Genomic DNA, 25639 nt, shown 5'->3' with positions numbered 1-25639 from the left:
TGATTTGAGTTCTGTTCAATTAGCTAAAGTAAGTAATTTTAAGGTTAGATGGGAGGTTCGTTTATAAATTTCAGCAACAAATAATTGACTCTATTTCCATACCCTAAATCTTTGTGTGCTTGAATAAATGAAATATTCCAACAAACAGCCAACCCAAAAAGGAACGAGCTAGTTTTCCGTTAATCTCCTCACGCTTTACTTCCAAAAATAAAAAAAGCTCCTATAAAAGGAGCTTTGTATTTCACGTATTAAAAATTATTTTTTATCAACCTCTTCAAAATCAATATACTCACCAACTACTTTAGTTGAACGCGGAAACTTGTCCTTTCCCCCTGTGCTTTGATCATTAAAATTTGGTTCTTCTTGCGTTGTTCTATTTTGCTGATAAAAATCTTGCTGTTGCTGTTGAAAATTTCGTTCTACTTTTTTTGCCATTTTATAGACAAAAAGTGGAAATAAATAACGCATCGCAAATTTAAAAGCATAATAAATCACTACTATAATGACCAATGTTCTTAAAAAACCTCCAAATGATGCTATATCCATACTTTACCTTTTTTTCAAAAATAGCAATTTTTTCTATCATCTAACGGCGTCAATTCTTAAATAATTGATAAATTAAATCTAGTTTTTTTCAGCCTTCCAAGCTTTATATCCCCCGTCTAGCTCTACTACTTCAAAACCTGCTTCTTGCATTTTTTTTGCTGCAGCGGCACTTCTTTTTCCGGATTGACAGAAAATATAAACCGGTTGTTTTTTATTTAATTGCTCGATATTTTTTGAGAAATTATCATCCAAAAAATCAATATTACTTGCATTTAATATTGTGCCTTCCTTGTATTCTTTTGCTGTACGAACATCGATCAACTGTACTTTTTTAGAGGCAATTTGCTGCTCAAAAGCAATTGGATTTACTAATTCTTTCGCTTTAACTTCCTGAGCGCTAACCTTAAAAAACGAAAACATTACTAAGATTGCTGTTAAAATTATGTTTTTCATCCTATATTTAAACTAAAAATTTTTAATCAAGTGACAAATGTCAGGATTATTTGTTTTGATTCCTGCTACATTTGTTACAAATATACGAAAAATGGCTACTCCTCTTATACAAAAATACAATGTACCTGGTCCGAGATACACGAGTTATCCGACGGTTCCCTATTGGGACGAAACGGGTTTTTCAAGCAAAGAATGGTTGAAAAGTGTGAAGCAAACCTTTGACCAAACCAATGAAAAAGAAGGAATCAGTTTGTACATTCACTTGCCCTATTGTGAGAGTTTGTGCACATTTTGTGGTTGCCACAAGCACATCACGAAGCGCCATGAGGTAGAAATGCCGTACATTCAAGCCGTATTAAAGGAATGGGCCCTGTATTGTGCGGTCTTAGTAGACAAGCCCCTAATCAAAGAAATTCACTTGGGCGGAGGCACACCTACTTTTTTTGCCCCAGAGCAGTTAAAAACGCTTATTGAAGGTATTTTAGCGCGCGGAATTAAGGCGGAGGGTTATGAATTTAGTTTTGAAGGACATCCTAATAATACAACAAGAGAACACTTACAAACTTTATATACCCTTGGTTTTCGAAGAGTTAGCTTTGGCGTACAAGATTATAATCGCGAGATACAAAAGGCCATAAATCGTAATCAAACGTTTCACGATGTCGCTAAAGTAACTCTTTGGGCTAAGGAAATAGGGTACACATCCATTTCACATGATATTATTTTTGGACTTCCGTTCCAACAAATTGAACATGTGATTGACACCATCGAAAAAACAAAATCGCTATCTCCTGATCGCTTGGCTTTTTACAGCTATGCTCATGTGCCGTGGATGAAAGGAAATGGGCAGCGCGGTTTCAAAGATGAAGATGTTCCCAAAGATGAAGAGAAGAGAAAACTCTATGAAATTGGAAAAAATCTTTTAGAAGAAAAAGGATACATTGAAATTGGAATGGACCACTTTGCACTCAAAACAGATTCTTTGTACAAATCACTAAGCAACAATAACATCCATCGAAACTTCATGGGATACACTTCATCCAAAACAGATTTGATGATTGGTTTAGGTGTTTCTTCTATCAGCGATAGCTGGACAGCTTTTGCACAGAATGAAAAAAACATAGAAGCTTATTACAGCGCTTTGGCAAATAATGAGATTCCCGTAGTCAAAGGACATATTTTAAATGAAGAAGATTTGATAATTAGAAAACATATTCTACATTTAATGTGTAATTTACAAACGGATTTAAAACCTGATTTACATTTGATTGACTTTACTCCTATACTAGGAGAATTGAAAGAAATGGAAAAAGATCAGCTCATTACAATCCAAGACAATATCATTACCATTAGCAAATTAGGTCGTGCCTTTGTTCGCAATATTTGCATGGCTTTGGACTTGCGCTTACAGCGCAACAAACCCGATCGCGCTTTATTTTCTATGACTATTTAATCTGTACTATGAATAAAAAATTTGAAAAAATAACCACGTATCTCGTTCTTTTGTTACTTGTTTATGGCATTTATCAATTGAATATTGATCAACTGTGGTCTATACAAGTCAATTGGTTCTCCTTTCTGGCTTTCTTGATTTTCATTTGCTATTTAATTTTCTCTTTGAAAAAAGCCGCAAAACAGCAAGATCTACAGAAAAGAAACTAAGAAATCTCTATTTGCCTTTTTTCTTTTATTTAAAAAAAGGCAAAAGATTAAAAAACGACTGTAAAAATAGTTACAGTCGTTTTTTTATTTTTAGTTCATGTAATTGATTTTTTTATTCTCTTTTTTTCTTATTTTCGTTCTGCTAACCGACAGGCTCTAAACCAATAAGGAGAAGGCAAAAACATCAAACAAACAACATTGAAGCGGATTATTATCTCCACTAAAATCTTAAACATGGATAAAGCAAACCAATCATTTATTCTACCCGTTCTTTTTATCGGTTTTTTAGTTTGGCTCTTCGCTACTTTAGCTTTTCGTTTTGCAGGGCAGTACTTCTTTATTACAGAATCACCCGTAATCCTAACAATGCTATATTTGGTTGTTGTTCCTTCCATGGCTTTCCTTTCCCTTGTTACATTTAAAAAATTCAATTTATCGGGACTTGAAAAAATAGCAGCAGGCGCTCTTTTGGTATTACCTGGAATGATTATAGATACGTTTGTCATTCAATTTTTTGAACCTATTTTCCCGAATATGTCCTCTGACAAAGCGGCTTCTTTTGGTTCTTGGTTGATGTGGGCTTATTCTACTGTATTGGTAACTTCTCTAATTTGCGGGCTCCGTCAAAAGTAACTTGAAAAAACAAACTTTTCTACGTAGATTTCTACTATGTAAAATAAAAACAAGAAAAAAGGAGAGCCAATGGCTCTCCTTTTTCTTGTTTTTATCTAGTACCATTCCATCAAAGAAATCCCAATTCCAATGGTGGTTTGATTCCAGTTATAATCTATTAATGATTCTCCGTACCCGTTATTTACCACAAAAAAAGCTTTCAAATTATTCTTTATCGGATAGGTATAAGTAAGTTCATGAAATCCTTTATACTGAGCATTCAATCGCATATTATTGCGCATCATAAAAGTCAATACTTGTCCTTTGTACTGATAAGCGACTGTAACCTCTCCTTTTCCGTAATATTCCGTTATTCTAGCATTGTCATCGGTTTTGTTCTTTTCTCCTAATCGAATCCACGGTTTAACCATAAAAGTCCAATTATAGTATTCCATTCCCGCATGCATAATAAATCGATTCCAACTCCTAGATGTTGGCTCACTTTTTCCGTTGGATTGGTGATTAAAAGCAAAACCAGCCATAATGAATTTAAAATTACCTATTGTTAGATCCAATGGATAATTAAAAATAACTTCTGGTTCATAATTTAACTCTCGAAAAGGCCTGGACACTTTTCCGTTATACACTTGCCAATTGGCTGTTTGCGTAAAGGCTAGCCATACATCCCCTTTGCCAAATAGGAGTCCTTCTGTAATTTTTGTTTTAAAACTCAACTGAAAACGAGCTTCCGCATTGTTGTAGTTTACAGCTTGGGGTTGCCCCATGTGTTCACTATAACTAAAAGGCTGATCATTGGGTTTTGTTGTCAAACGAACAGGTAGTAAATAAACGGGTTTATAAGGTGAAATAGTAAATGTTTTTCGTTTAGCAGTTGATGATAAATCCCATCTTTCGGCTAGCGAATGTACATCGGTCTTCTCAAACAGATTATCATCCGTTGATACTTGTCCATACGAGCTCCAAGCCGAAACAACCGCTACACATAAACCTGTTATATTTCTTCTTTTACCCATTGAATTTTAAACCTTATCTATTTTACGTCGCATCTACGATTAGAACAAACTACTTTGTCCATCTTCGTCGATTGACACATCCGGTAAATCTTTTAAATCGTAAGAAATCACTTCCTCTTCTGGCTCTTCCTCTTCATAAGGCAGAGATTCCAAATGATCGACTTGCTTGATCTTATCTGCTGTTAATTGATTACCTAAAGCTTTAATTCCCTTCACTGTGATAAATTGCTCTAAATCAAGCACTAGATTCTCTTTCTGAACCCCTTTTACTTTGGCAAAAACAACTTCCACTACGGGACGGAAATCAGTTGAAATTAATTCTAATTTTGAATTTTCATGTTCTGAGATAAAACTATCTTCTCTATTTTCATTTTCAACTAAGAATCGCTTCACATAGTATCTTGACTTCTCACCATCGAAGTAAAGTGCCGAAATTGGTTTGGTTGGTTTCCATTTTTCCAATACAATCATATCTTCATCAAAGTGAGTCGTCAACTCTGGAACAACTGTTTTAACTTTTCCACTTTGGGTGATAATCAACAAGCGATCTTCTGGTTTAAATTCGCCCAATAGCTCTCCTCTACCTTCCACATTCAGTCGTCTAACTGTATCATCATACCAAACTTTACGCGGACGCAAAGTCGAAATTCCCTTTTCCTTTAACTCAATCTTCTTGATGGCGTACTTTGTCACTAAGTTTCCTTTTGCAATACGTCCTTTGATCAGCAAATCAGCAAAGTCAAGATCAAATTTCAATTTCTTCACATTGCTTAATTGACGCAAGAGAATGGTTACGACTTCAGCTTCTCCATTTGGATTAGCAGAGAAATACAAGATTTGAGACCCTGGACTTCCTTGGGTTAAATCATATACTTTATCACGTGTGATGCTCATCACATTGAAACGTTTGATATAGGTAGGTCCTGATTTTCCATCGCGGTAAATCAAGTTGTAAATTGTGCGTTTGTCATTTTTAGCAAAAACATCAATATGGATAATGTCTTTTCCTACAAAGCGCTTCTCTTCTACCTTGGAGATAACCATGGATCCATCGCGTAAGAAAACGATAATATCATCAATATCAGAACAATCACAAACATATTCATCTTTACGCAATGCGGTTCCGAAGAACCCTTCTTGCTTATTGACATAGAGTTTGGTATTTCTCAACACAACTTTCGTTGCTTCGATGGTATCAAAACTTCTCAGCTCTGTTTTACGCTCTTTGCCTTTGCCGTATTTTTCTTTTAAACTAGTGAAATACTTAATCGCAAAATCGATTAAGTGGTCCAAATTGTATTTTACGGTTTCAATATCCCCTTCTAAAGCTTCAATTTGTTGATTGGCTTTATCAATATCAAAACGAGAGATACGCTTGATTCGAATTTCCGTTAGTTTGGCGATATCTTCTTGAGTTACTGCTCTTCTCAAATTGACAACAAAAGGCTTTAAACCTTCGTCAATCGCACTTAGTACCCCTTCCCATGTTTCTTCTTCCTCAATAGCGCGGTAAATTCTATTTTCAATAAAAATACGCTCTAAGGATAAGAAGTGCCAACGCTCTTCTAGTTCATCTAATTCAATTTCGAGTTCTTGCTTCAGCAAATCAACCGTTTGGTGGGTTGAACGTCTTAGCATTTCCGAAACTCCGATAAACAAGGGTTTATTATCTTGAATAATACAAGCGAGCGGTGCGATAGAAGTTTCACATGCTGTAAATGCATATAAAGCATCAATCGTTTTATCTGGAGAAGTTCCCGGAGGTAAGTGAATTAGAATTTCCACATTAGCCGCCGTGTTATCTTCAATTTTTCTAATTTTTAATTTCCCTTTTTCATTGGCTTTCAATATACTATCAATCAATGTGGTTGTAGTAGTTGAAAAAGGAATCTGCGTAATAACGAGTGTATTCTTGTCTGATTGCGAGATACGGGCACGTACGCGAACGCGTCCACCGCGTAGTCCATCGTTATAATTCGATACATCAGCAATCCCTTCTGTTGGAAAATCAGGATATAGTGTAAACGGTTTTCCTTTTAATATTTTAACGGAAGCATCGATAAGTTCCAAGAAGTTATGCGGTAAAACTTTCGTAGATAAACCTACAGCAATCCCTTCGGCTCCTTGCGCTAAAAGCAGAGGGAACTTAACCGGTAAATTAACCGGTTCATTTCGACGACCGTCATAAGAAGATTGCCATTCGGTAATTTTAGGAGAATACAACACTTCTAGGGCAAATTTACTCAAACGCGCTTCAATATAACGCGAAGCAGCTGCCCCATCACCTGTTAGGATATTTCCCCAGTTTCCTTGCATGTCAATCAGCAACTCTTTTTGCCCCAATTGTACCATCGCATCACCAATACTCGCATCACCGTGTGGGTGATACTGCATGGTGTGCCCCACTACATTGGCCACTTTATTGTATCGACCATCATCCAACTCTTTCATGGAGTGCATAATACGACGCTGAACAGGCTTAAAACCATCTTCGATAGCAGGAACTGCACGTTCTAAAATTACATAAGAAGCATAATCCAAGAACCACTCTTTGTACATCCCTGTAACCTTGGTAATGGTTTCCTTTTCCTCTTCTTCTTGTAATGCCGTATGATCTTCTACAAACTCCCCATTTTCTAGGTTGTTTGGTTGCATATCTTCATTCAAATTATCTTCAGTACTCATAGTCTATTCTTCTACAACATCAAGTTCAACTTTCAAATTATCGATAATAAATTCCTGTCTATCGGGTGTGTTTTTCCCCATATAAAACTCCAACATTTTCTCTATAGACATCGATTTATCAAGCATAACTGGATCTAAGCGTATATTTTCACCGATAAAGTGTTGAAACTCATCTGGAGAAATCTCTCCTAATCCCTTAAATCGCGTGATTTCTGGTTTGGGTTTTAATTTCTCAATAGCAGCCACACGTTCTTCATCGCTGTAACAGTAAATCGTTTCTTTCTTATTTCTTACACGGAACAAAGGTGTTTGTAGGATATACAAATGCCCTTCTTTAATTAATTCAGGAAAAAATTGCAGGAAAAAAGTAATCAACAACAGGCGAATGTGCATTCCATCGACATCGGCATCGGTTGCGATTACGATGTTGTTGTAGCGCAAGCTTTCAAAATCCTCTTCAATGTCTAACGCGGCTTGAAGCAAGTTAAACTCTTCGTTTTCGTATACAATCTTTTTGGTCATTCCGTAGGAGTTCAGCGGTTTTCCACGTAAACTAAACACGGCTTGTGTATTAACATCTCTTGATTTCGTAATGGATCCAGATGCTGAATCTCCCTCCGTAATAAAAAGAGTACTTTCTAAATATTTAGGATTCTTGATATCCGTAAAATGCGTACGACAGTCGCGTAGTTTACGGTTGTGTAAACTTGCTTTTTTTGCACGTTCTTTTGCTATTTTACGAATACCTGACAATTCTTTGCGTTCGCGTTCTGCTTGCAAAATTTTGCGCAACAGTGCTTCTGCAATGTCTGGATTTTTATGTAGATAGTTATCTAATTGCGTTTTGACGAAATCATTGACAAAAGTACGAACCGTTGGTAAATCAGGTCCCATATCGGTTGATCCCAACTTTGTTTTGGTTTGCGATTCAAACACCGGTTCTTCTACCTTTACGGAAATAGCGGCTACAATGGATTTTCTAATATCCGAAGCCTCAAAGTTTTTATTGTAAAACTCCTTCAATGTACGCACTAAAGCCTCTCTAAAAGCTCCCAAATGGGTTCCTCCTTGCGTGGTATTTTGCCCGTTAACGAAAGAATAATATTCTTCTGAATACTGTGTTTTACTATGGGTAATCGCTACTTCAATATCATCCCCTGTTAGGTGAATGATTGGATACACTTGATCTTCGGTATCGATATTTTCATTTAACAAGTCCATTAACCCGTTTTCTGAATAGAATTTTTCACCATTGAAGATAATGGTTAACCCTTTATTCAGGTAACAGTAATTTTTGAGCATACGTTCGATATACTCTTTACGGTACTTGTAATTCTTGAATATTTTTTCATCCGCAATAAAGGACACTTTGGTTCCTTTGCGTTTGGTTGTTTCAACTAGTTCTTCTTCGTTAACTAAATCACCAGCGGAGAAATCTGCTGCTTTTTGTTGGTTATCTCGAACCGAAACAACGCGGAAATAATTAGACAAAGCATTCACTGCTTTGGTACCTACTCCATTTAAACCAACTGATTTTTTAAATGCTTTTGAATCGTACTTACCTCCGGTATTCATTTTCGAAACAACGTCGATTACCTTTCCAAGGGGAATTCCACGACCGAAGTCACGAACGGTAACCATTTTGTCTTTTAAGGTAACTTCAATAGTTTTTCCTGTGCCCATCACAAACTCATCAATACTATTGTCAATTACTTCCTTAATCAGGATATAAATACCATCATCAGGAGACGACCCATCACCAAGCTTACCGATATACATACCCGGACGCATACGGATATGCTCTTTCCAATCTAAAGAACGAATATTGTCTTCAGTATACTGATTTTGATTTTGCATATAAATTGTTGGAATTTGCGCTAAAATACTACTATTTAAGCTAAAATAAAAATTATAAAAATTTGTAAATACCGTTTTTTTGACCGCTAAAGCTCCTCTTCTTCTACCTTTTTAATGGCATTTTTATCAATTTCCAAAGAAAATTCTCCTGGTCTGATTTTTTGACCAAACATTAACGCATAATTTTTAGTAAACTCCGCGCCAAAATACAAAATCATTGCGGAATAATAAATCCAAATTAGCATCACAATAATGGAACCCGCTGCACCATATAAGGATGAAGTGGCTGTTGTTCCCAAATAGAAACCAATCCCAAATTTCCCCACCATGAATAAAACAGCAGTAAACGCAGCGCCAACAAAGGCATCTTTTATTCGAATCTTACCACTAGGTAACGTTTTGAATATAAGCATAAAAAGCAAGGTAATTACCCCAAAAACAATTGCATTATTCAGTAATTTCACTAGATGAATCGTTGATTCAGCAAACAGCGTGGCTAAATATTCATACAAGAGACTCGCTAAGGAATTGACTAACAAGCTCACCAAAAGCAAAAAACCAACGGAGGCGATCATCGCAAAAGAGAGCAATCGATTTTTGACCATTCGGATGATACTTTTATCTGGTTTAGCAACAAAACCCCAGATATAATCTATGGAACTTTGTATTTCGGCAAACACACTAGAAGCTGTAAAAAGCAGCATCACGATTCCAATAATCGTTGGCAAAACCCCCGAGCGATTAACCGTTACATTATTCATTGCTCCCTCCACCTCTTTCGCTGTATTCGGCCCAACTAAATCTCCAATTTGCTGATAAAAGAAAGCCGAAACATCTTTTTCTTCTAGGAAGAATCCAGAAGCTGAAATAATCAAAATAATTAAAGGAGGCAGTGCAAAAATCGTATAATACGACAAGGCGGCACTAAATTTTGTTGCTCTATCATCCAAAAAGTCAATCACTGATTTTTTAAGTAATTCACCAATCTTCTTATAGGGTATATTTTGTAACATAGTATTATTTATAATGTCTGAATATGCCTTGGTCATGTAAAGTCCACAAAGCAGCTTTTTGATTTATTCGTTTTAATCCTTGATTCACCCAGGTATTGCAAGTATAGAATAAACTATAACTTCCTTTTGCCTGATAAAATGCATCATACGGTCCATAAGCGCTGGTTTCTATTCGCTGGTAAAGCCCCTCATTCTTTTGAAACGTATGATCAATATACAGCACCAGTTCCCGATATTCCTTAGGCGAAAGCAACAGTTCAACCGCATCTGAATCTACCGTAAACGAAGGATAAGCCGTAACATGCATGGCTGAAGCTCCTCTACCAGACAGTGCCGCTAAGGCGGTTGACATTTGTAAATCACTCCAATTGGGTGTATTCAGATAGAATCCCTGATCTCCCCAACCAAAAGCAAGCCATTTCACTTGCGATGTAGGCAAGGTAAATTTTGTCTTCCAATCCATCACTTCTGTAGTAACAGGTACTACAAAATCCGTATGTACACCATTGGTCGATAAATAAATGATGATTGGTTCTTCATCTGCACTTAACTCCCTCACTTCCACAGGTGTAGACACAAAAGACAAGGCGTAAAAAACGCCAACATACCCGATGACCAACGTAAAAAGACACAAGAAAAAACGCGCCAAAAACGTTGCTGCTTTTTTGCTCATAACCTATTAAAATAAAAATAAATATACAAAAAAAGAGAGGTTAAAATCAACCTCTCTTCAATATTTATAGCATAAAATATCCTTATACGTTAAAACGGAAATGCATTACATCACCATCTTTAACGATATATTCTTTTCCTTCTACTCTTAATTTTCCTGCTTCTTTTACTTTTGCTTCCGAACCAAACGCCACATAATCATCATATGCAATAACTTCTGCGCGAATAAATCCTTTTTCAAAATCGGAATGGATAACACCTGCTGCTTGCGGTGCTGTATCGCCAACATTAATCGTCCAAGCTCTTACTTCTTTCACTCCTGCTGTGAAGTACGTTTGCAATTTAAGCAATTGATAGGCCGAACGGATTAACTTAGATGATCCAGGCTCTTGTAAACCCAAATCTTCTAAGAACATCTGACGCTCTTCGAATGTTTCTAATTCCGTAATATCTGCTTCCGTTCCAACGGCTAAAACAATTACTTCTGCATTTTCATCTTTTACCAGCTCTTTTACTTGCTCTACATAGTCATTTCCATTTACAGCTGCTCCTTCATCTACGTTACATACATATAAAACAGGCTTGCTTGTAATCAACTGAAAAGCTTCTAATAGCTCTACTTCGTCTTGATTTTTTGCTTCAACCACACGAGCCGATTTACCTGCTAACAAGTTCTCTCTGATTCGCTCTAATAAGTCCGCTTCTACTTGCGCTTCTTTATTTCCTGTTTTGGCTGCTTTTTTTACTTTCTCTAAACGTTTTTCAACTGTATCTAGATCCTTTAACTGCAACTCAATATCAATTGTTTCTTTGTCGCGAATTGGATTTACTTTTCCATCTACGTGCACGATATTATCGTTGTCAAAACAACGCAAAACATGGATAATCGCATTACACTCGCGAATATTTCCTAAAAATTGATTTCCTAATCCCTCTCCTTTACTTGCTCCTTTTACCAATCCTGCAATATCAACGATTTCCACTGTTGCTGGTAAAACGCGCTCTGGATTCACTAATTCTTCTAATTTCGACAAACGTGGATCTGGTACGTTCACCACACCAACGTTAGGTTCAATTGTACAGAATGGGAAGTTTGCACTTTGCGCTTTAGCGTTTGATAAACAATTAAATAATGTTGATTTTCCAACATTAGGCAATCCTACAATACCTGCTTTCATATTTTTAGTAACTTATTGTCTTTTTTATAATGCTTGCAAATATATTCAATTTTTACATAAATTCTTCTATCCACAAGGAAGAACACCATCAAATAAAACAATATCCTTCACTTTTCATGGAGACAACTCCCTTTGATCGGGGAAAGACCTTATTTTTGCGTCAGATTAAATTCAACTACTATGCTACTTGAGTCACTTCAAATTAAAGAAATTCTAGACAACACCTATCCGATAGATTTACTTCTATTGGCCGATGAAACCCTTGAGGCTATAGAAAAATACGTAGATAACAGTCGTGTTTATAGCGCATGGCATGAGCAAAAAGAAATTGCTGTTTTTTGCCTCTACCCTATAGACGACAAAACGCTGGAAATAAAAAACATAGCGGTTCACACCGCCTATCAAAACAAGCACATTGGGAGTTATTTGATCGATCAAATTAAAAGCATAGCCCGCCAGCAAAGCTACCAAACGCTAATCGTCGGAACCAGTGACACGGGAGAGGCTCAAATACGCTTCTATGAACGCAATGGCTTTGTGCTATACGCCAAGCGAGAAAATTTTTTCATTGACCATTATCCGGAACCTATCTTTGAAAATGGAAAACAGATGATTGATATGGTCTTATTGAAGTGCGCAATCAGCTAACGTTAATTGTTTCGTATTGCCCTATGCTCCGACCTGCCTTTCTGTTTCTTCGCTTTTTTTGTCCGCTCCAGGGGGAAACAGTTATTGGCTATCTCTCCTCGCATTAACGCATAAAAAAAGGCTATCGCAATGCGATAGCCTAATATGATATATTACCTGAAACCGTTAATCTTCTTCGTCAGCGATTTCTAAGTCTTTTAATGCATCTAAAGAATCATCTGCAGGATCTACAAAATCTTCTTCATCTTCGTCATCGAAATTTTCGATACGATCTGCTAACTTAGTACTTACTTTAACCAAATAGATGGTGTCTTCTGTTCTCACCTCAACAGCCTCAACAGTTTCGTTTTTAATATTTTTAAAACGAATAATATCTGAATCGTCATAACCATCGGGAAATTTTTCCACTAGAAGTGTCAAAATTTCGTTTGTTAATTTCGCGTAATCAACAATTACTCTCTTCATTTTTTATTTATTGTATTTCGTTTTCAAATGTAATAGCTAAATCCTAATTAACAAATAAAATGCCAATATTTTATTGAGATTTTTTTTCTATACATTAATGACCTAGAATGTAAGCAAATACCAACGGTGCAACGATTGTAGCATCGGATTCGATTACATATTTTGGTGTATCAATATCCAATTTACCCCATGTAATTTTCTCATTTGGCACTGCACCAGAATAAGAACCGTACGAAGTTGTAGAATCAGAGATTTGACAGAAATAAGCCCAGAAAGGTACATCTTCCCATTCTAAATCTTGATACATCATTGGAACAACACAAATAGGGAAATCTCCAGAAATACCTCCTGCGATTTGGAAGAAACCTACTCCTTTACCTCCTGAATTTGCACGGTACCATTCTGTCAAGAAGATCATGTACTCAATTCCTGATTTTACTGTATGAACGTTTAATTTACCTTTAATTACGTTTGAAGTAAAGATATTTCCACACGTTGAATCTTCCCATCCTGGAACAACAATTGGCAAGTTTTTCTCTGCCGCTGCTACAATCCATGAATCTTTTGGATCGATTTCATAGTATTGCTCTAACACACCTGAATTGACAACTTGGTATAAGAATTCGTGTGGGAAATAACGCTCTCCTTTTGCTTCAGCAGCATGCCATACATCTTCCAAGTGTTTTTGTAAACGACGGAATGCTTCTTCTTCAGGAATACACGTATCCGTTACACGGTTATAGTGGTTATCTAATAACTCTCTTTCTTGCTCTGGCGTTAAATCTCTGTAGTTTGGCACTCTTTTATAGTGAGAGTGAGCTACTAGATTCATTACATCTTCTTCTAGGTTTGCTCCTGTACAAGAGATAAAGTGAACTTTATCTTGACGGATCATTTCTGCTAATGAAATACCTAATTCGGCTGTACTCATTGCACCTCCCATAGAGATCAACATTTTTCCACCTTCTGCTAAATGCAATTCATATCCTTTTGCAGCATCAACTAATGCCGCTGCATTAAAATGTCTATATTGATGCTCAATAAACTGACTAATCGGTCCTTTACTCATTTTATTAATCTTTTATATTTTACTAATTTGTTACTTATTTTTGTTGTATCCTAAAATTTCCAAAACTTCCTCTGCAGTTTGTTGTTCAGAGAACAATTCAGAAGCGATAATTCCATTTTCATCTTTGTCAATTAAGATGTGTTTTGGTTGTGGAATTAAACAGTGGTGAATACCACCAAATCCACCAATCGTATCTTGATAAGCTCCTGTATTGAAGAATCCAATATACAATGGCTTCTCTTTGTTGTATTTCGGCAAATAAATGGCATTCAAGTTTTGCTCTGAATTGTAGTAGTCATCACTATCACAAGTTAAACCACCCAATAAAATACGCTCATATGGATCATTCCAACGGTTAATTGGCAACATAATGAATCTTTTATTAATTGCCCAAGAATCGGGTAATGTTGTAATAAAAGACGAGTCGATCATATTCCATTTTTCACGGTCGTTTTGTTGTTTTTGGTATAAGATTTCGTAGACTGCTCCTCCACTTTCTCCAACAGTATACGAACCAAATTCAGTAAAGATATTCGGAACATCTACATCTGCTTCCTCACAAACGATTTTAATTTGATTGATGATTTCATCTACCATGTATTGGTAATCGAATTCAAAAGCCAAAGAATCTTTGATTGGGAAACCTCCACCAATATTCAAACTATCTAAAGTTGGACATTCTTTTTTCAACGTAATGTACACTTTTAGACATTTTACTAGCTCATTCCAGTAGTAAGCCGTATCGCGAATACCTGTATTAATAAAGAAGTGAAGCATTTTAAGCTCTACTTTTGGGTTTTCAGCAATTTGTTTTCTATAGAAAGGCAAAATACTCTTATATCCAATACCCAAACGCGAAGTATAAAACTCAAATTTAGGCGATTCCTCTGATGCAATACGAATTCCTATTTTAAATTTCTTGTTAATTTGATCTTGTAAAAGATCCAATTCTTCGTAATTATCAATAATTGGAATTGTTTTATCGTGTTTGTTATTGATCAGGTTTGCAATATTATCAATGTACTGCGTACGTTTAAATCCGTTACAAATAACGAACGTATCCTTGTTTATTTTCCCTGTTTCCAATAGCTTCTCCACAATATTCACATCAAAAGCAGAAGACGTTTCTACGTGAATATCGTTTTTAAATGCTTCATTTAATACATAAGAGAAATGAGAACTTTTGGTACAGTAGCAATAGTAATAATTTCCTTTGTATTTATTTTTTTCCATTGCCTTTCTAAACATCCCTTTTGCTTTGGCGATGTTGTCAGATATTTTCGGCAAATAAGTGAATTTCAGTGGAGTTCCGTATTTTTCAACTAAGCCCATTAAATCGATATTATGGAACTGCAGGTTGTCTTTGTTTAGTTTAAACTCCTCCTGTGGGAAATAAAAAGTCTGATTGATTAAATCAACGTATTTTGTGTTCATTTGAAAAGTCAATTTTAAAAGTTATTAATTATTTTAATCTAAACGGTAATGAAACCGCTTTTCAAACTCTAATATTGGCAAATACAATGGGAAGCTTGTGTCTAAAACGAAAGGAGTTTAGTGCTTCTTTTGAATATTTAATAATCGTATATATGAAATTGGCCTTTTGTTTTCTAACAAAACGCTTCATGTTTCTTCGAGACGAAACACATAATCTAATATATAAAACATCTATTTTCACGAGCGCAAATGTAACAAAATATTGAATCCAATTCTTAAAAAGTGGGTTAAATTCAATACTATTTTAAATAATCTTCAAACCCTTTCAGGATCAAGTCCTTACTCACTTCTATGTCGTAAGCGCTTTCTCCTATTTTCGACAGCAAAACCATTCGGATTTCACCAGCCTTATTTTTCTTATCAAACTTCATCCAGGTTAGTATTTCTTCCAACTCTGTTTCGATAAAAGTTTGTTTTCCATAAATATATTGAATAGATTCCTTAATCTCCTGATAAACTGTGGTATTTAACCCTAAAATAACAGTTGAGATGTACGATTCTACAATCATTCCTATTGCGATTGCTTCACCGTGTAACATGCGCTCTCGGGTTGAACTTGTCAAACAATAGCTTTCAATGGCGTGTCCGACGGTATGTCCAAAATTCAATATCTTGCGCAATCCAACTTCTTTTGGGTCTTCTTGAACGATTTGACTCTTTATCTTTATTGAGTGATAAATCAATGTTTCAATATCGGCAAAATCGACTTGTGCGATATCTTTGAGGTACTTAAAATAACGCTCATCGTGGATTAAGCCGTGTTTTAGCATTTCTGCATAACCTGATTTCAGTTCTCTAGGGTCTAATGTATCTAAATAAGTTGCATCAATCAGCACGAGTTTAGGCATCGAAAAACTCCCTATACTATTTTTGATTCCGTTCAAATCGATTCCTGTTTTTCCGCCTACAGATGCATCAACCATAGCCAGTAAGGTAGTTGGCACAACAAAACAATCAATACCCCGCATATAAACAGAAGCAACAAATCCGCCTAAATCAGAGACAACACCTCCTCCAACGGCAATAACCGCACTGTGCCGATCTAATTCTAAATCGAGCATGGCAGACCACACTCCTTCACAAGTAGCGAGATCTTTGGCTGTTTCACCAGGTTCAATCTCGATAATTTCAAAGGGAATCACTGTGGGAAGGTGGGCTAAAAAATGAGGCAAACAAAGTTCGTTACAAGTTGAATCTGTTAAAATCAGCAACTTACTGTATTGTTTTTCGTTCAAAAAGTCACCTAAAATCGCGTAGCTTTCAACTCCAAAATAAATAGGATAATCCGCTGTTTCTACTTTTATCATTTAAATTCATTTTCTATACAAAGTAAAGTATAAATATTTTGAATAAAAACTAAAAGAGTAGCTATATTTGCACAACAGTTATTAGTAGCAAATAATGAAAAATTTATTTAACAATACAGAAGTAGCTTTTGCACTTAAGAACAATAAGGAGTTAAAAAGAGCTCACTTTTTATTTAAAATGATTAGCAAACCCGCACTTGTAAAAATGGGGTCCTCTTTAGCTAATTTTGCCATCAAGACTCATTTACCGGTTACAGGATTAATCCGATCGACGGTTTTCGACCACTTTTGCGGTGGGATAAACGAAGAAGACTGTTTGAGTGTAGTGGATAACATGTACAATCAGGGCGGAGTTGCGTCAGTATTAGACTATTCTGTAGAAGGAAAAGAAACCGAAGAACAGTTTGACGCGGCATTAAATATGACGATTAAAACGATCGAATTGGCTAAGGCACGACCTGATGCTATTCCATTTGCGGTTTTCAAACCAACTGGATTTGGTCGTTTCGATATGTTCGTTAAAAAGGGAGAAGGCAAAACCTTTACAGCTGCAGAAGAAAAAGAATGGGAACGCATCGTTTACCGTTTTAACATGGCGTGTAAATTCGCCTATGACAACGATGTATTGTTGTTAATTGACGCAGAACACAGCTGGATGCAGGATGCTGCTGATGCCATTGTATTGGATATGATGCGCAAGTACAACAAAGAAAAAGCATTGATTTACAATACAGCTCAGATGTATCGTTGGGATCGTTTGCAGTTCTTAAAAGATTTACATGGTATTGCGAAAGCGGAAGGATTCCACATAGGAATGAAAGTGGTTCGCGGTGCTTATATGGAGATTGAACGAGAACGCGCAGGACAAAAAGGGTATAAATCGCCAATTTGTGTGGATAAAAACGCAACAGATATCAACTATGATGCTGGTGTAACGTTTATGTTAGAAAACATGGATTGCATGGCGCTATTCGCTGGAACACACAATGAAAACAGCTCAAAATTAGTGATGGATTTGATGGAAAAACACCAAATTAATCATGATGATAAAAGGCTTTTCTTTGGTCAGTTGTATGGAATGAGTGATAACATCAGTTTCAACTTAGCCAAAGCGAATTATAACGTAGCAAAATACCTTCCTTTTGGACCTGTACGCGATGTAATTCCGTACTTAATTCGACGTGCACAAGAAAACACCTCAGTAAAAGGACAAACAAACCGCGAATTAGATTTGATTGAAACAGAAATGAAAAGACGTAAGCTTTAATTACGGTTCACTATAAAATAAAAGGCGTATTTCTTTGAGAAATACGCCTTTTATTTTTATGTAATCAACCCGCTAGTTTATCTTTTTAACGACCAAAGCATTGCGCAATAGTCGTTGTCCCAAATGATCTTGTTTCCGATTGTCCGAAGGATAATTAACCACCCCATTAACCTGAGGTACTTTTGTGGTTGCTATCCACATGGTTGTTGATCCTCCTCCATCTATATTCAATGCCTCTTGAACAGGAAAATACGTTTGAATAAATTCGGTCAATTCCTTTGCACTCATTCCAGCAGCAACGGAGCTTCGACCATCTACGGTGATTAATAATACTTCCTTTTCTGTCAAAGCAATAGCTGTACGAGGATGTCGAACTCCCTGATGACGTTCGGGATTTTCATAATGCAGTTGATGTAAATCGCGAGTTGGAGATTTGACAAAATGAGCGCCCACGGGCTTTCCTTCTTCAATCAAAATTGGGGAGCCTGATATTATATTTTCTTCTTTAGCCTTGCCATACACTTGATTATTTCCTCTAATAATTTTCATCTGATCTTTTGTAAACGCCAACGCTCCTTCGTGCTTCCATCCAAACTGATGCGCTGCATCTACTTCAACACTGTCTATCAATATGGTATTGATTTTCAAATAGGCCGTTGAACTTCCACGAGTCAATCCTTTTTCAAAATACGTTCCATTGATAGCTGCTACAATAGAAGAATCAATCGTTACCGCTTGCGATAGGCTATCTTCAGGCAAAATATCAAACAACTCCAATCGCAAGGTTTTACTTTTCTTAGGCAAAGCCAATACGCGAATGGTTTGATAAGAATCATAAGGCTCATAATAGTGCCCTACCCAACTATACAGCACTAAATCATCAACAATCTGTTGGCGTGTCCACCTTGCTTCTTCTTTTAATAAAATGGATGATTCGCCTTTAATCCCGCTTTTGCAACTTACAACCATAAAAAGCATACACAGAAAGAGTAGGCCTGGCGTTTTTGTATTGAATCGAGTCATCGATTAAAAATAACGATTAAACACCTGCTCAAGATGCGGTTGCACCGTTTCAATCCATCGGGCAAAACCGAGGTCGGTCGGATGAACACCATCAGAAGTACCTTCGTGATCTGTACCCAGTAAGTGTTCCACATCAAGATAATAAATATTTTGAACCCCTTCTTTAATCAAAGCTTCATATTCTATTCTAAATTGCTGATTCTGAGCAGTAACTCTTTGGCCAATAACGGTATTAAAATAACCTACTTCGCGAATTACAGAAGGAATCATCACAATAGGCACTTGTGGATTTTTCTTTCGATAAATCGCAACAAAAGCAGCTGTACGCTGTTTAATCTCTGCTACAGAACTATTGGGTACACAGTCCATAATCAATAGATCCACTGCGGGAATATCCGCCAAAAGTTCAGCAACAGAAGCTTCCATCTTCGCACTTCCACCAAAACCGTAATTTAAAAATTCATGCCCTAATTTTCGTTCCAATTGTGCGGGATATGCCATCCCAGGTCTACTAGCTGAGGCTCCTTGTGCAATACTAGAACCATAAACTAAAACACGCTTCTTGTAAGTAGTAGGAGTTTCTTGAAACGTAGCCTCTTCTTCTACTCCAATTTGCAGGGTTGCTAGTTCACTATAAACGGGAAAGTATAATCGATACTCTCGTTCTTCCCCTGTCAGTTGATCGATAATTACTGCTTCTGTACAATCCTTAACTGTATCGGGAAATCCAGAACGAACATATTGATAAACACCCTCTACTTTGGCATATAAATCTAACCCTCTTCGGTTTACCTCACTCAAATATGAAAAAGCAGGAGCAGGATTCACACACCAGCTCGCTTTAATGCTCTTCGAATTCGTTTTAAAATCAACATATAAACCAGCACTGTGTCTACCCGTATGTTTCACACCGCTTGGTAAGTCTTTGTACTTCAAGGTATCCACTCTATAAAAAGGAGGGTCTATCTCGTGATAACTCATTTTCTTATCCGTTTGTGCTACAATACAAAACGATTGCAAGCACAAGAGTATTCCTATAACTTTTCGCATATGATTACATTTAAATTGCAGATGCAAAACAAGGGGTTTACTATTAGCCTAGTATTACCCTCAGGTTATGAAAAGACTAAAAGCGCCTTAAAACTGGGAAGCTTTTCCTATAAATAAATAATATACTGCCATGAGCCAACCAAACCGCTATAATCTGTTACAATTCGAACGAAAATCGAGGAAAACAGATTATGAATTCCATACAGACTTATTTACCTTTGCCGTTCAATTTAATGTACCATGAGAGAATTTTCAGCCATTTTAATATCCGAAGACGCTATGGCAAGCCATACTGCTCTTGCAATACTAAACTCCAACATATCCGTTATCAACTACTTGCGAAATTCAGAAGTTGGTGATGATGAACTACATCCTGATGCTTTTGCTAGTTATTGTGTGGATTATTATTACAATACAGTGAAAAATGAAGGCCTAGCTTCTTTTATTCATAAAACGCAATGGGACAGTGACATTGTAGACATTGTGCATGCAGGCTTAACAGCTATGGCTGCACTAGAGCATCTCGCATATTTTGAAAAACAAATGCGCCAGATGAAATTGTTCAGCAAAATTAAATTGGCTAAATTTTTAGCTTCCCCTCATACACCTAAGGATGCTATCAGTCAAGCATTAGAAGACATTGGGTTTCAAACCATCACAGAAGATCTTGTACAACTAAACGCAACTTGGCTAAAAGAGCACCCTGATACTCAAATCGTTGCTATAGCAGAAATGCAAGAAATTTTAACTGATTTCTTAACTGAAGAAGAATAAAATACAAAGAGCGAAACGTTGATCAAACTGTTTCGCTTTTATTTTTTTGTTCCTTCCTAGTATCCCTAATTCTTACCTAGTGCTTTTTTCTGTATTCATCTGGAGTCAGATCCACATATTTTTTAAAAAAACGCGTAAAGTAAGAACTATCTTTAAAATTCAACCGATAGGCAATTTCACTAGCTGATAAATTTGTCGTCGTCAAAAGTCTTTTACTCTCTACTAAAATACGATCGCGAATCAAATCTCCCGCTGACTTATCCTTCATTTTTCTACAAATACTATTCAAATAATTTGGCGTTACTCTTAAGTGCTTGGCGTATTCTTTTGGAAATTTATATTCGCAAAAATGATTTTCGATGAGTTGTTCAAATTGCTCGACAAGTATATTGGAATTAACACGTTCAGTTTTAACTTGATTTTTTCGATCAATCTCTCGCTTAGATATTAATAATATTTCTAGTAAGTAAATGCGTATTAAGTCAATATCCTTATTTATCTCAAGTTTTAATTCATGTAAAATACTTTGAATGGCATGTTCTACTCGATTGCCTAATGTGTGATTTTCCAACAAATTATGTACGGTAAATTGATTGAAAAAGGCGAGTTCTTGTACAAAAAAGTGATTGGAAATGAACTTGGTTAAAAAAGCGAATTTAAAATGGATGATATAGCCTTTAATACTCCTATTTACACTCCAACGTTGTTGTTGAAAATCGCCTACAAAACAGATGTCGCCCTTCTTCAACTCAAACGCTTGTAAATCGGCATAATACACTCCTTCTCCTTCTGTAATATAAATAACCTTAAAAAAATCGTGTTGATTTAATGCAGAAAAAGAAGCAGTCCCCAATTGCAAGACTTGATCAATTTCCATAAACATAAAATCGTATTTATTTCCACTGGCATCATATAAAGCATAGTTATCAAAAACATCATTTTTCATTATAAATCATTTTTTTTACATAAATTTAAATAAAAAAACCGATACAAATACAAAAATAATGATTTAACGCATTTATTTAAATTAAAATAACAAATAAAACAAAATCACCTTATTTCCTACAAGTAAGTAGTAAAAAAATTCAGCTGTTCAAGGGGTAGAACAGCTGAATACACTTTCTTTTCAAAATAGATTTAAAAAGATTCTCATTGCGACTATTGGCTAATTTTGTTGCAGGGCTTACAGGGCGACGATGATAAATTCACTGCGTCTATTGACCTGATACTCAGTTTATGTGCTAACTTGGACAGTTGGAAAACAAGTTGTAAACAACGCGCATAACGCATAACTTTTCTAATCAGATTGTAACTTTTAATCAATATTTTATCAAACTTAATACTAATTATCAATCAAAAAACACCAAAAGAAAAAGAACGCTACAAACCAAAACTGTCTTGTATTGAATTATTATCAATTAATACAGCTATTTTAGATACTTGCGAAAAGCAGCGCTTCAAAAAAAAATATTTTTTTCAACAAACAAGTCTATCTTACTGAAATGACCTAAAATTCACAGGTTCAAGAATCACAAAAAATAAGTAAAAAAGAACGAAAATATAGAATAAACACCTATATCGTTTTTTTATTTATTAACAATAAACAAATAAACACACCTTACAATAGGTAAAAAACACTAGGAATAAACACCTATTTTATTAATTAACAGTCTTTTTATCAAAATTATTTCATTAAAACTTACCTTAAACATTTAAATCATCTAGCATCCTTTTATAGAAAAAAAAACAGTGGTAATGCTCTATACCACTGTTTTTTTGTAATTAAAAAGATTGGATGTCTTTATATTTTAGCTTCTTTAATATCATCAATTACCTCAGGGTTAATGAGTGTTGAAACATCACCAAAATCTTTGGTTTCCCCATCTGCAATAGAGCGCAAAATACGACGCATAATTTTTCCTGATCGTGTTTTTGGCAAACTTTCAACAAACTGGATTTTATCTAATTTGGCAATTGGTCCTATATGGCTGCTGATATACTGATTGATTTCTTTTTTTACATTTTCTCTATCTCTATATTCTCCTTCTACTTTTAATGTAATAAATCCATATAGTGCATTTCCTTTGATTTCGTGTTTGTATCCAACCACGGCACTTTCTGCTACTGCTGGATGCTCATTAATTGCATCTTCAATTGGAGCTGTACCAAGATTATGTCCAGAAACAATAACCACATCATCTGCACGTCCTGTAATTCGATAATAACCTACTTCATCGCGCAATGCTCCATCACCTGTAAAATATTTACCTGGAAATTGACTAAAATAGGTGTCTTTATATCGTTGGTGATCTCCCCAAATTGTTCGTGCCATTGAAGGCCAAGGGAATTTAATACACAGTGAACCATCGATTTGGTTATCGTCGATTTCATTGCGTTTTTCATCCATCAACACGGCTTGAATGCCTGGTAAAGGCAAGGTTGCATAGGTCGGTTTAGTTGGGGTAATAAACGGCAACGGAGAAATGAGAATACTTCCTGTTTCCGTTTGCCACCACGTATCAACAATAGGGCATTTTTTCTTTCCTACATGGTCATTATACCAGTGCCAAGCTTCCTCATTGATTGGCTCTCCTACAGATCCAATTACGCGTAGGCTGGATAAATCATGTGCATTTACATATTTATAGTCTTCCGTCATCAACGAACGAATAGCCGTCGGAGCAGTATAGAACTGCGTTACCTTATATTTATCAATAATATCCCAGAATCGACTTGGATTTGGATACGTTGGCACTCCTTCAAACATCACAGTAGTTGCTCCGTTTAACAAGGGGCCGTATACAATATAGGAATGTCCTGTGATCCAACCACAATCTGCAGTACACCAAAAAATATCATCGTCTTTATAATCAAAGATATTTTTAAACGAATAGGCCGTTTGTACCATATACCCTGCAGTGGTATGAACCATTCCCTTCGGCATTCCTGTAGAGCCTGAGGTATAGAGAATAAACAACGGATCTTCTGCATCCATCACTTGTGCTACATGATTCGTTGAAGCAGCTTCTAACAAGGGATTCAACCAAATATCTCTACCCTCTTGCATCGCTGTTTCAGCGCCTGTGCGTGCTACTACTAATACCTGTTGTACTGAAGGACACGATTTTAACGCATCGTCAATAATTGGCTTTAACGGAATTGTTTTACTTCCTCTAAAACTTCCATCCGAAGTAATTACATAATGACAATCTGCATCATTAATACGCTTACTTACGGCTGAAGATGAAAACCCAGCAAAAATCACGCTGTGAATAGCTCCAATTCGAGCACAAGCCAACATCGCTACTGCTAATTCAGGAATCATGGGTAAATAAATACAAACGCGATCTCCTTTTTTTACTCCTTGTTCTTTTAGAACGTTTGCCATTTTACAAACGCGATTAAACAAATCGTTATACGTAATTATTTGAGCCGTTTCTTCTGGATTATTTGGTTCAAAAATAATCGCCGGTTTTTCTCCTCTTTTCGCCAAATGACGATCTACGCAGTTTTTTACAATATTTAATTTTGCATTGACGAACCATTCAAATTTAGATTCTTCCATGTCAAACTGAAAAACCTTATCCCATACTTGGTACCATACAAAATTTTCCTCTGCAATCTTACTCCAAAATTTTCTCGGTTCTCGTACAGATTTTTTATAGTGTTTAAAATACTGTTCAAGGTTTTCTATTTTATAATAACTCATATGTAGTGTATCGTTTTTTTAATTTATTTTACTTCCTATAAAAATAAAGGATTATTAGTATATACCAAAAAACCATCCGAACTTTTTATTCAAAATTCGCATGGTTTTTGGAATAATATAAAAAAATTCCTTCAATTCTCAGTAAATCCTCCCCTTTTATTAGGGGCTAATTCCCTTTAGAAGTTGAACTTTTCTTGTTGAGCTACTCTAAATTCACTCATAATTGTATCGATAATTTGTGCAACTGGCTCGATGCTGTGAATTAATCCTGCTATTTGACCAGCCTCTAATTCTCCGTCTACCAAATTGCCTTCAAACATTCCTTTTTTTGATCGTCCTTTACCCAAATAGGTTTTCAATTCATCCTTTTTAGCTCCATTTGCATATAAATTTTCAATGCCTTGATAAAACTCGTTCTTGATCAATCGCACGGGAGCTAATTCTTTTAGGGTAACAATGGTATCCCCCTCCTCGACTTGAACCACTCTATTTTTGAAATCGCTGTGCGCAGAGCTTTCTATAGAAGCAATAAAACGCGTTCCCATTTGCACGCCCTCTGCTCCGAGAATCATAGCGGCTAACATTCCCTTACCCGTTGCAATTCCACCTGCAGCGATTACCGGAATATTGACCTTTGCGTGAACCATTGGAATTAGAGTAAACGTGGTCGTTTCTTCTCTTCCGTTGTGTCCTCCCGCTTCAAATCCCTCTGCGACAATAGCATCAACACCTGCTTCTTGCGCTTTTAGAGCAAACTTAGAGGAGCTAATGACATGCACTACGGTAATACCGTGTGCTTTTAAAAAAGGCGTCCATAGTTTAGGATTTCCCGCAGAAGTAAATACGATTTTAATCCCTTCTTCTACAATAATATCCATTACTTCCTGAAGATCTGGATAAAGCAAGGATACATTAACCCCAAACGGTTTGTCTGTGGCTTGTTTACACTTCTGAATATGGGATCTCAAAACATCGGGATACATAGATCCTGCTCCTAATAATCCTAATCCGCCCGCATTGCTTACAGCACTAGCGAGTTTATAGCCACTATTCCAAACCATTCCCCCTTGTATGATGGGGTATTGTATACCAAAAAGAGCAGTTATCCTATTTTGTCCCAT

Annotated in this window: 22 protein-coding genes and 1 pseudogene; 6 read left to right on the top strand and 17 right to left on the bottom strand. The window is 36.1% G+C overall.

Features of this window, described 5'->3' with window-relative positions; all coding sequences use genetic code 11:
• Positions 1 to 255: 255 nt before the first annotated feature.
• A complete protein-coding gene (locus tag FBR08_RS14465) occupies positions 256 to 546 on the bottom strand; it encodes a DUF4834 family protein (protein WP_158963372.1) in 291 nt (96 codons plus the stop codon).
• A gap of 78 nt (positions 547 to 624) precedes the next feature.
• Complete coding sequence (locus FBR08_RS14460; RefSeq protein WP_158963371.1) at positions 625 to 999, bottom strand: rhodanese-like domain-containing protein; 375 nt, start codon at positions 997 to 999, stop codon at positions 625 to 627.
• Positions 1000 to 1090: 91 nt separating this feature from the next.
• Between FBR08_RS14460 and hemN the strand changes: the two genes are divergently transcribed.
• The 3 genes from hemN to FBR08_RS14445 all read left to right on the top strand — a co-directional run bounded on the left by hemN (position 1091) and on the right by FBR08_RS14445 (position 3294).
• Positions 1091 to 2452: an oxygen-independent coproporphyrinogen III oxidase gene (gene hemN, locus FBR08_RS14455; RefSeq protein WP_158964319.1), complete on the top strand. Its 1362-nt coding sequence runs from the start codon at positions 1091 to 1093 to the stop codon at positions 2450 to 2452.
• A gap of 8 nt (positions 2453 to 2460) precedes the next feature.
• Positions 2461 to 2661, top strand: coding sequence for a hypothetical protein (locus FBR08_RS14450; RefSeq protein ID WP_158963370.1), 201 nt, complete (start codon positions 2461 to 2463; stop codon positions 2659 to 2661).
• Positions 2662 to 2895: 234 nt separating this feature from the next.
• Complete coding sequence (locus tag FBR08_RS14445) at positions 2896 to 3294, top strand: DUF5367 domain-containing protein (protein WP_158963369.1); 399 nt, start codon at positions 2896 to 2898, stop codon at positions 3292 to 3294.
• 95 nt (positions 3295 to 3389) lie between these two features.
• Here the strand turns inward: FBR08_RS14445 and FBR08_RS14440 are convergent, their stop codons facing one another.
• From FBR08_RS14440 to ychF, 6 genes are all read right to left on the bottom strand, one after another.
• A complete protein-coding gene (locus FBR08_RS14440; protein ID WP_158963368.1) occupies positions 3390 to 4307 on the bottom strand; it encodes a phospholipase A in 918 nt (305 codons plus the stop codon).
• A 39-nt stretch (positions 4308 to 4346) separates the two neighbouring features.
• Positions 4347 to 6992 carry a DNA gyrase/topoisomerase IV subunit A gene (locus FBR08_RS14435; protein WP_158963367.1) on the bottom strand — a complete coding sequence of 882 codons (2646 nt, stop codon included), beginning with the start codon at positions 6990 to 6992 and terminating at the stop codon, positions 4347 to 4349.
• Between the two features lie 3 nt (positions 6993 to 6995).
• The gene (locus FBR08_RS14430) at positions 6996 to 8849 is read right to left on the bottom strand and encodes a DNA topoisomerase IV subunit B (RefSeq protein ID WP_158963366.1); all 1854 of its coding nucleotides are present in this window, start codon (positions 8847 to 8849) and stop codon (positions 6996 to 6998) included.
• 86 nt (positions 8850 to 8935) lie between these two features.
• Complete coding sequence (locus tag FBR08_RS14425) at positions 8936 to 9862, bottom strand: YihY/virulence factor BrkB family protein (RefSeq protein WP_158963365.1); 927 nt, start codon at positions 9860 to 9862, stop codon at positions 8936 to 8938.
• A gap of 4 nt (positions 9863 to 9866) precedes the next feature.
• Entirely contained in the window at positions 9867 to 10535 is a 669-nt protein-coding gene (locus FBR08_RS14420; RefSeq protein ID WP_158963364.1) for a TIGR02117 family protein, read from the bottom strand.
• Between the two features lie 82 nt (positions 10536 to 10617).
• On the bottom strand, positions 10618 to 11712 hold the full coding sequence (gene ychF, locus FBR08_RS14415) for a redox-regulated ATPase YchF (RefSeq protein WP_158963363.1): 1095 nt from the start codon (positions 11710 to 11712) through the stop codon (positions 10618 to 10620).
• Positions 11713 to 11892: 180 nt separating this feature from the next.
• Between ychF and FBR08_RS14410 the strand changes: the two genes are divergently transcribed.
• Positions 11893 to 12360, top strand: a complete 468-nt coding sequence (locus FBR08_RS14410; protein WP_158963362.1) for a GNAT family N-acetyltransferase — start codon at positions 11893 to 11895, stop codon at positions 12358 to 12360.
• 168 nt (positions 12361 to 12528) lie between these two features.
• Here the strand turns inward: FBR08_RS14410 and FBR08_RS14405 are convergent.
• The 4 genes and pseudogenes from FBR08_RS14405 to aroB all read right to left on the bottom strand — a co-directional run.
• Positions 12529 to 12825: pseudogene (locus tag FBR08_RS14405) on the bottom strand (DNA primase); the annotation flags it as partial.
• A 94-nt stretch (positions 12826 to 12919) separates the two neighbouring features.
• On the bottom strand, positions 12920 to 13894 hold the full coding sequence (locus FBR08_RS14400; RefSeq protein WP_158963360.1) for a deoxyhypusine synthase family protein: 975 nt from the start codon (positions 13892 to 13894) through the stop codon (positions 12920 to 12922).
• Positions 13895 to 13924: 30 nt separating this feature from the next.
• A complete protein-coding gene (locus tag FBR08_RS14395) occupies positions 13925 to 15328 on the bottom strand; it encodes an arginine decarboxylase (protein WP_158963359.1) in 1404 nt (467 codons plus the stop codon).
• 299 nt (positions 15329 to 15627) lie between these two features.
• On the bottom strand, positions 15628 to 16695 hold the full coding sequence (aroB, locus tag FBR08_RS14390) for a 3-dehydroquinate synthase (protein ID WP_158963358.1): 1068 nt from the start codon (positions 16693 to 16695) through the stop codon (positions 15628 to 15630).
• Between the two features lie 94 nt (positions 16696 to 16789).
• On the opposite strand from aroB, the gene FBR08_RS14385 reads away from it, so the two are divergent.
• The gene (locus FBR08_RS14385; protein WP_158963357.1) at positions 16790 to 17962 is read left to right on the top strand and encodes a proline dehydrogenase family protein; all 1173 of its coding nucleotides are present in this window, start codon (positions 16790 to 16792) and stop codon (positions 17960 to 17962) included.
• Positions 17963 to 18034: 72 nt separating this feature from the next.
• Here the strand turns inward: FBR08_RS14385 and FBR08_RS14380 are convergent, their stop codons facing one another.
• Both FBR08_RS14380 and FBR08_RS14375 read right to left on the bottom strand, forming a co-directional pair.
• Positions 18035 to 18985 (bottom strand): phosphodiester glycosidase family protein, encoded by a 951-nt coding sequence (locus FBR08_RS14380; RefSeq protein WP_158963356.1) that lies wholly within the window; start codon positions 18983 to 18985, stop codon positions 18035 to 18037.
• Between the two features lie 3 nt (positions 18986 to 18988).
• A complete protein-coding gene (locus FBR08_RS14375) occupies positions 18989 to 20035 on the bottom strand; it encodes an SGNH/GDSL hydrolase family protein (protein WP_158963355.1) in 1047 nt (348 codons plus the stop codon).
• A 240-nt stretch (positions 20036 to 20275) separates the two neighbouring features.
• Between FBR08_RS14375 and FBR08_RS14370 the strand changes: the two genes are divergently transcribed.
• Positions 20276 to 20809: a DMP19 family protein gene (locus FBR08_RS14370; RefSeq protein WP_158963354.1), complete on the top strand. Its 534-nt coding sequence runs from the start codon at positions 20276 to 20278 to the stop codon at positions 20807 to 20809.
• A 76-nt stretch (positions 20810 to 20885) separates the two neighbouring features.
• Here FBR08_RS14370 and FBR08_RS14365 read toward each other — a convergent pair whose 3' ends face one another.
• The 3 genes from FBR08_RS14365 to FBR08_RS14355 form a co-directional block, all read right to left on the bottom strand.
• Complete coding sequence (locus FBR08_RS14365) at positions 20886 to 21755, bottom strand: AraC family transcriptional regulator (protein ID WP_158963353.1); 870 nt, start codon at positions 21753 to 21755, stop codon at positions 20886 to 20888.
• Between the two features lie 855 nt (positions 21756 to 22610).
• On the bottom strand, positions 22611 to 24518 hold the full coding sequence (gene acs / locus FBR08_RS14360; protein ID WP_158963352.1) for an acetate--CoA ligase: 1908 nt from the start codon (positions 24516 to 24518) through the stop codon (positions 22611 to 22613).
• A gap of 176 nt (positions 24519 to 24694) precedes the next feature.
• Positions 24695 to 25639, bottom strand: coding sequence for an NAD(P)H-dependent flavin oxidoreductase (locus FBR08_RS14355; protein WP_158963351.1), 945 nt, complete (start codon positions 25637 to 25639; stop codon positions 24695 to 24697).

Source organism: Myroides fluvii, assembly GCF_009792295.1.
Classification (GTDB): Bacteria; Bacteroidota; Bacteroidia; order Flavobacteriales; family Flavobacteriaceae; genus Flavobacterium; species Flavobacterium fluvii_A.
The sequence above is the reverse complement of the archived record's forward strand: the minus strand, read 5'-3'. Positions and strand labels throughout refer to the sequence as shown.